At 69.7% G+C, this 7,735-nt stretch carries 5 protein-coding genes; 4 read left to right on the forward strand and 1 reads right to left on the reverse strand.

Going from position 1 to position 7,735, the window contains the following annotated elements; genetic code table 11:
• Window positions 1–79 precede the first annotated feature (79 nt).
• The gene (locus tag AAW14_RS36580) at window positions 80–2,875 is read right to left on the reverse strand and encodes a penicillin acylase family protein (RefSeq protein ID WP_265568760.1); all 2,796 of its coding nucleotides are present in this window, start codon (window positions 2,873–2,875) and stop codon (window positions 80–82) included.
• A gap of 257 nt (window positions 2,876–3,132) precedes the next feature.
• Between AAW14_RS36580 and AAW14_RS36585 the strand changes: the two genes are divergently transcribed.
• From AAW14_RS36585 to AAW14_RS36600, 4 genes are all read left to right on the forward strand, one after another.
• Window positions 3,133–4,659, forward strand: coding sequence for a potassium/proton antiporter (locus AAW14_RS36585; RefSeq protein ID WP_265568761.1), 1,527 nt, complete (start codon window positions 3,133–3,135; stop codon window positions 4,657–4,659).
• A gap of 490 nt (window positions 4,660–5,149) precedes the next feature.
• Entirely contained in the window at window positions 5,150–6,421 is a 1,272-nt protein-coding gene (locus tag AAW14_RS36590; protein WP_265568762.1) for an MFS transporter, read from the forward strand.
• 68 nt (window positions 6,422–6,489) lie between these two features.
• Window positions 6,490–6,804, forward strand: a complete 315-nt coding sequence (locus tag AAW14_RS36595) for an FmdB family zinc ribbon protein (RefSeq protein ID WP_265568763.1) — start codon at window positions 6,490–6,492, stop codon at window positions 6,802–6,804.
• 75 nt (window positions 6,805–6,879) lie between these two features.
• Window positions 6,880–7,735 (forward strand): S-methyl-5'-thioadenosine phosphorylase (locus AAW14_RS36600; RefSeq protein WP_265568764.1); only part of this gene is annotated, 856 nt, incomplete at its 3' end.

Below are 7,735 nucleotides of genomic sequence, written 5' to 3' on the forward strand. Positions count from 1 at the left end.
GGACGCCAAGCGAACCGGCCCTGCAGCAAACCGGCCCTCCACGCGCGCGTGGAGGGCCGGTTTCACGGTGCGGCGCCCGTCAGGGCTTGAGCACCAGCGTGTCGGCCGTGCTCTGGTCGACGGCGCCCTTGGAGAAGCGCCACGGCAGCAGTTCGCCGTTGGCCCACTTGTCCGTCTGATCGGTGTAGTGGGCGCTGTAGGCGTGCCCGGAGGCGCCGGCAAGGTTGATCCACTTGGACTTGTCGAGGTCGTCCAGGTTGACCACCATCCGCATCGACGGCACCCAGACCGCGCCGTAGCCGCCCGCGGCGTTCCAGCCGGTGGCGTTCACGGTCGCCTCACCGCCGTCCAGCTTCCAGGGACCGCGGTTGAGCATGTACTGCAGTATCCCGGGGCCGTCGGTACCCAGGGTCTGGTTCTTCAGGAACAGACGGTGCAGCCGGCCCCAGCTCCAGGTGTCGAGGTCCTTGCCGAGCTTGGCGGTCAGCTCCCAGCGCGCGTCCTTCAGTGCCCGCGCGAACAGCTCGTCGCGTGTTGTCGTGGCCTTGTCGAGGCGCGTCGCGGGCGTCTGCCACCAGTCGTTCTTCTGGTCGTCGATGATGTTGCGCACGACCTCGAACCAGCGGTCGCCGCCGTCCGGCTGCGCCTGGTCCGGCTCGCGCTCACCGCACTCGCGCACCTTCTGGTTCGCGTCCGCGGGCCCGGTGGTGTCGGCCGGCACCACCCACAGGCACTGGCCCTTGACGCGCAGTTCCTTGGGCAGCTTGTTGCCGAAGGCGAGCTTGAGGATGTTGCGCCAGACGGCGTTGAAGTACGCGGCTGCCGCCGAGTCGGCGTCCTGGGTGTAGTCCCAGCCCTCCAGCAGCTTCTGCGTCTGCCGGACGTTCTTGTCCGAGACGTCGATCTTGAGCAGCTTGGGCACCAGGAGCTTGGCGATCTCACTGCTGTTGTCGAGCTGCATCTGCCGCATGTCGTCGGTCGAGATCTTGCCGCCGCCCTTGATCTTCGACTCGATCAGGTCGGTGATCCGCTGGCTGCGGGTGCCGTAGCCCCAGTCCGTGGTGAGCGTGTAGGGGTACTTGTCCTTGTCGATCACGGCCTGGTTGGCGGTGACGATGTAGCCGCGCGCCGGATTGAACTCGTAGGGCAGTTCGTCCTGCTTGATGAAGCCGGTCCAGCGGTACTTGGAGTCCCAGCCCGGCGCGGGGATCGAGCCGTCGTCGCCCTGCGTGCGCATCGGGATCCGACCGGGCAGCTGGTAGCCGATGTTGCCCTTGGTGTCGGCGTAGACCAGGTTCTGCGAGGGCACGTCGAAGGACCGGGACGCCGCGCGGAACTCCGTCCAGTCCGACGCCTTGTCGATCGCGAAGACGGCGTCCATGGTGTTGCCGGGGTCCAGCGCGGTCCAGCGCAGCGCGATGCCGTAGCCGTCGCCGCGGTCGGGCGCCGCGGTGTCGACGGTGGCCTTCTTGCCGACCTTGACGAGTTCGTCGTCGCGGTCGGACAGCAAGGGGCCGTTGTTCGTCTCACGAACGACGATCTGCTTGGAGTCGCTCCCGGCAACCTTGATCGTCTCGGTCCGGGTGGTGAACGGCTTCACCTTGCCGTCGTACAGGTAGCCCTCCCCGGACAGCTTCTCCAGGTAGAGGTCCGAGACGTCGACGCCGGAGTTCGTCATGCCCCAGGCGATGTTCTGGTTGTGGCCGATGACCACACCGGGCATACCCGCGAAGGTGTAGCCGGTGACGTCGTACTGGCACGCGCTGGACACCGTCGTGCAGTGCAGGCCCATCTGGTACCAGACGGACGGCAGCGAGGCCGCCAGGTGCGGGTCGTTGGCCAGCAGCGGCTTGCCGGTGATGGTGTGGCTGCCGGCGACGACCCAGGAGTTGGAGCCGATGCCGTTGCCGTTCACGCCCACGGCCGTCGGCACGTTGTCCAGGACGTCGGAGAGGCCCGCCAGCTGGCTCTGCAGGGCCGAGGACGAGGAGGACCCGAACGAGGACCTGGAGGACCTGGAGGACGACGACGAGGCGGCCGAGGCCGACGTCGAGGTGCCGGCCGACGACTGCGTGCCCGTCGAGCCGCCCTGCCGGAAGGTCTTGCCGAGGGCGCTGTACTGGCCCTCCTGGACGACCGGCTTGTTGCGGCCGTAGGGGTACTCCGGATACAGGTCCGCGATCTGCTTCGGGCCGAAGCGGCTGGTCATCAGGGAGCGGTCGATCTCCTCCTGCATGTTGCCGCGCAGGTCCCAGGCCATCGCCTTGAGCCAGGAGAGCGAGTCGACGGGCGTCCAGGCGTCGGGTCTGTAGTCGTTGGTCAGGCCCAGGGCCGCGTACTCCAGGGAGATGTCCTTGCCGTCCTTGCCCTTCAGATAGGCGTTGACTCCCTTGGCGTACGCCTGGAGGTACTTCTTGGTGGAGGCCGACAGCTTGGTGTCGTACTCCTTCTGCGCCACCCGGTCCCAGCCGAGGGTGCGCAGGAACTCGTCATCCTTGACCTGGCTTTTGCCGAACATCTCGGACAGGCGTCCGGACGTCATATGACGGCGGACGTCCATCTCGTAGAACCGGTCCTGCGCCTGGACGAAGCCCTGCGCCATGAACAGGTCCTCGTCGGAGGATGCGTAGATCTGCGGGATCCCGTACCCGTCGCGCTTGACGTCGACCGGCCCCGACAGGCCGTCGAGGGTGATCGTGCCCTTGGTCTGCGGGAAGGAGGCGCGCACGGTACTGACGGACCAGTACCCGCCATACCCGAAGCCCCCCACGAGGGCCACAACCAGGACGATCACGAGCAGACGGGCTCTGCGCCCCTTCTTCCTGCCGGACTTGCCGGGCTTCTGGCCGGAAGAGGCGGTGGTGTTGGGGGGCATCGCTGTCCTTGCTGTCCTAACACGAGCGGCAGGGCGGGCTGTGCTTTCTACTGAGCGCTGGAGCAACCATAGGCGCAGGGCCCGCCCCGCCTTGACGCGGAGTCGGGAACCAGCCCGGACTGGAGTTCGATCACACGCCCCGAAGCGTCAAGAAACCGTCAAGACTTAGGTAAGGTAACGAAGTACTTGCACTGAAGTCCGCGGCAGCACCGGGCTTCGTGTGTTCGGATCGAGGCGTCCGCACCGCGGCGCCCGGATTGGCGAGAAGGGAACAGCCGCTGACTGTCCACCACCTCAACCAGCTCCTGCTCGCATGCTCGATCGTTCTGCTCGTCGCGGTGGCAGCGGTCCGGATTTCCTCGCGCAGCGGGCTCCCGAGCCTGCTCGTCTACCTGGGCATCGGCATCACGATGGGTCAGGACGGGGTGGGCGGGATCCACTTCCACAACGCCGAATTGACCCAGGTCATCGGATACGCGGCACTGGTCGTGATCCTGGCCGAGGGCGGTCTCGGCACGAAGTGGAAGGACGTCAAACCGGCCCTCCCGGCGGCGTCCTCCATGGCGCTCGTCGGCGTCGCGGTGAGCGTCGGCGTCACGGCGGCCGGCGCCCACTACCTGAGCGGCCTGCCCTGGCGGCAGTCCCTCATCATCGGAGCGGTGGTGTCGTCGACCGATGCGGCGGCGGTCTTCTCGGTGCTGCGGAAGGTTCCCCTCCCCGCGCGCGTGACGGGCGTCATGGAGGCCGAGTCCGGCTTCAACGACGCCCCGGTGGTCATCCTGGTCGTCGCCTTCTCCACGGCCGGACCCGTGGAGCACTGGTACGCACTTCTGGAGGTCATACTCCTGGAGCTGGCCATCGGCGCCGCCATCGGTCTGGCGGTGGGCTGGCTCGGCTCCTGGGGCCTCAGGCACGTGGCGCTGCCCGCCTCCGGCCTCTACCCGATCGCCGTCATGGCCATCGCGGTCACGGCGTACGCGGCCGGCGCGCTGGCGCACGGCAGCGGCTTCCTCGCGGTGTATCTCGCGTCCATGATGCTCGGCAACGCGAAGCTGCCGCACTGGCCCGCGACGCGCGGCTTCGCCGACGGGCTCGGCTGGATCGCCCAGATCGGCATGTTCGTCCTGCTCGGTCTGCTGGTCACCCCGCACGAACTGGGCGACGACGTCCTGCCCGCCCTGGTCATCGGCCTGGTGCTGACCATGGTGGCGCGCCCGCTGAGCGTGCTGGTGAGCCTGGCGCCGTTCCGGCTGCCATGGCAGGAGCAGGTGCTCATGTCATGGGCGGGGCTGCGCGGTGCAGTGCCCATCATCCTGGCGACGATCCCCATGGTGAACGGCGTCGTCGGCAGCCGCCGCATCTTCAACATCGTCTTCGTCCTCGTCGTCGTCTACACCCTCGTCCAGGGACCGACGCTGCCGTGGCTGGCCCGCACCCTGCGCCTGGACAAGGGCCCCGAAACCGCCGACCTCGGCATCGAATCGGCACCCTTGGAGCGGCTGCGCGGACATCTGCTGTCCGTCGCGATCCCCGAGGGGTCGCGGATGCACGGCGTCGAGATCCACGAGCTCCGGCTGCCGGCCGGCGCCGCGGTCACGCTCGTCGTCCGGGAGGGAGCGTCGTTCGTGCCCCTGCCGTCGACGGTCCTGCGACACGGCGACGAACTCCTCGTGGTCGCGACGGACCAGGTCCGCGACGCGGCGGAGAAGCGTCTGCGGGCCGTCGGGCAGGGCGGCAAGCTGGCGGGCTGGCTGGGGACGGGCAACGGGCGGGCGGGCCGCTGACGCGAAGGCGGCCGTTACGACGGCGACACCCACGGGGGCGGGGCGGGAGCAGAGGGGGCGGCCGTTACGGGGCGCGAGCCGACGGGGGCGGCCGTTACGGGGCGCGAGCCGACGGGGGCGGCCGTTACGGGGCGCGAGCCGACGGGGGCGGTCGTTACGGGGCGCGAGCCGACGGGGGCGGCCGTTACGGGGCGGGAGCAGAAGGGCGGCCGTTACGGGGGCGTTTCGTGCGGTTCACACCTCTGGCAATCCCAGGTGACAGGCTCAGTGGTGCCCTTTTTCACAGGTGTCCCTACCCTTCACCTCTGTACAATCAAGGCACACCCTGATCGAACCAACTCTGCCTGACGCAGAGCTGGCGCGACCGTATGGCGGCCGCGACGCCCTCCGCACGAGGCGCCGGCATCTACCGCAGTCCGCGCAAGAGGACAGCTCTCGGCGCCCGAGCCCATGAAGGGCCGCGCTACCAGGCGGCAGAAAGGCACGGGCCGTGGCATCCACGGTCACCTCGAAGTCGTCCCGTCCGGGCTATGGCCAGCTGCTGCGCACCGGCGGCGCCTGGACGTTCCTGCTTCCCGGCTTCGCGGCGCGTCAGCCGTTCGCGATGCTCACCCTCTCCATCGTGCTGCTCGTGCAGCACACGACCGCCTCGTACGGGGCCGCGGGCGCCGTCGCGGCCGCCACCGGCGTCTCCATGGCACTGTTCGCGCCCTACAGCGGCCGTCTCGCCGACCGTCACGGCCAGCGGGCGGTGCTGCTCCCGGTCGTCCTGGTGCACGTCCTCGCTGCTGCCTCCCTGACGGCGCTCGCGCTGGCTCGCGCGCCCCTGTGGGCGCTGTTCGCGGCGGCCGTCCCGACCGGCGCCTCGGTGCCGCAGATCGGCCCCATGGTGCGGGCGCGCTGGGGCGTGAAGCTCCAGGACTCCCCCCTGATGACGACCGCGGCGGCCTTCGAGTCCGTCACCGACGAGTTCACCTTCGTGCTCGGCCCGCTGCTGGCGACCGCCCTGTGCACCGCCGTGGCTCCGGCCGCGGGCCTGCTGACCGAGGCCTCGCTGACGCTGGTCGGCGGTGTGCTGTTCGCGGCACAGAAGAGCACCCAGCCGCCCGTCGCCCCCGTGACGCACGCGCGCGTGGAGCACGCTTCCGCGCTGCGCGTACCCGGCCTGCGGGTTCTGATCGCCACCTTCCTGGGCATCGGTTCCGTTTTCGGCGGCATGCAGGTCTCGCTCGCCGCGTTCAGCGAGTCGATCGGCGAGCCCGGCCTGAACGGCGTCCTGTACGGCGTCTTCGCCGCCGGCAACATGCTCTCCGGCATCGTGTGCGGCGCCGTCGCCTGGAAGGCCGCCCCGCAGCGCCGCCTGGTCGTCGGCTACACGGCTCTCGCGCTCGCCGCCTCCGGCCTGTGGACCGCCAACTCCGTGGTCGTCCTGGCCGGTCTCGGCCTCCTGGTCGGCATGTGCATCGCACCCTCCCTGATCACCGGCTACACCCTGGTCGAGGCCCTGGTCCCGGCCGATGTCCGCACCGAGGCCTTCACCTGGCTCACCGGCGCGGTCGCGCTCGGCCAGGCGGCCGCGGTCACGGTCGCCGGTCAGCTGGAGGACCGCCTGTGGAACGGCGCCGGCTTCCTGGTCCCGATGGCCGGTACGGTGCTGGCTCTGGTGACCCTGGTGTCCCTGCGGTCACGGCTGGTGACGCACCCCCGCGGCCGCACGGTGGCACGTGGCGTCGGTCACCGCTCCCCCGTCGCGGTGGACTGAACCCGAGGAATGCGTCACTATTGATGGTCGTTAGCACTCATTGAGTGAGAGTGCCAGGAGGAAGACAAGTGCCGACCTACCAGTACCAGTGCACCGAGTGCGGCGAGGGCCTCGAGGCGGTGCAGAAGTTCACCGACGACGCCCTGACCGAGTGCCCCAACTGCGGTGGCCGCCTGAAGAAGGTGTTCTCCGCGGTCGGCATCGTCTTCAAGGGATCCGGCTTCTACCGGAACGACAGCCGGGGCTCGTCCTCGAGCAGCAGCCCTGCGCCGTCCAAGTCGTCGAGCGCCTCCTCGTCGTCCGGCTCCTCCTCGTCGGACTCGGGCTCGTCGTCGGCCGGCGCGACCTCGACCTCGAACTCCAGCTCCAGCTCAGCCGCATAGGACCCCTCCGCAGGACCCCGCCGTCGTACGACGGCGGGGTCCTCGGCGTCCCTGGGGCCAGCTACTGTGCTCGCCATGGAGAACGCAGAGATCGGTGTCATCGGCGGCTCGGGCTTCTACTCCTTCCTCGATGACGTGACCGAGGTCCCGGTCGACACCCCCTACGGCTCACCCAGCGACTCCCTCTACCTCGGTGAGATCGCCGGCCGGCGGGTCGCCTTCCTCCCGCGCCACGGCCGCGGCCACCATCTCCCGCCGCACCGCATCAACTACCGCGCCAACCTCTGGGCGCTGCGCTCCGTCGGCGTGCGGCAGGTTCTCGGGCCGTGCGCGGTGGGCGGGCTGCGCCCTCAGTACGGTCCCGGGACCCTGCTCGTCCCGGACCAGATGGTGGACCGCACGAAGGCCCGCGCACAGACGTACTTCGACGGGCTGCCGCTGCCCGACGGCACCGTGCCGAACGTGGTGCACGTCTCGCTCGCCGACCCGTACTGCCCCGTCGGCCGCAGGACCGCGCTGGAGGCGGCGCGCGGACGGGACTGGGAGCCGGTGGACGGCGGCACGCTGGTCGTGGTGGAGGGCCCGCGGTTCTCGACACGCGCGGAGTCGTTGTGGCACCAGGCGCAGGGGTGGTCCGTGGTCGGCATGACCGGACACCCCGAGGCCGCGCTCGCACGTGAACTGGAGCTCTGCTACACGTCGTTGACGCTGGTCACCGATCTCGACGCGGGGGCCGTGGCCGGTGAGGGCGTCTCGCACGACGAGGTGCTGAAGGTGTTCGCGGCGAACGTGGACCGGCTGCGGGGCGTGCTGTTCGACGCGGTGGCGGGGCTGCCGGCGAACGAGACGCGGGACTGTCTGTGCACGACGGCGCTGGGCGGGATGGATCCGGTGCTGGTGACATTCGTCCCCGGTCTGCGGGCACTGGGCT

It is taken from the genome of Streptomyces hygroscopicus (assembly GCF_026168105.1).
Taxonomy (GTDB): Bacteria; Actinomycetota; Actinomycetes; order Streptomycetales; family Streptomycetaceae; genus Streptomyces; species Streptomyces hygroscopicus_D.

Excerpts from the sequence above, each read along its gene's own strand:
- AAW14_RS36580 (WP_265568760.1), bottom strand. The coding sequence starts at position 2,875 with ATGCCCCCCAACACCACCGCCTCTTCCGGCCAGAAGCCCGGCAAGTCC.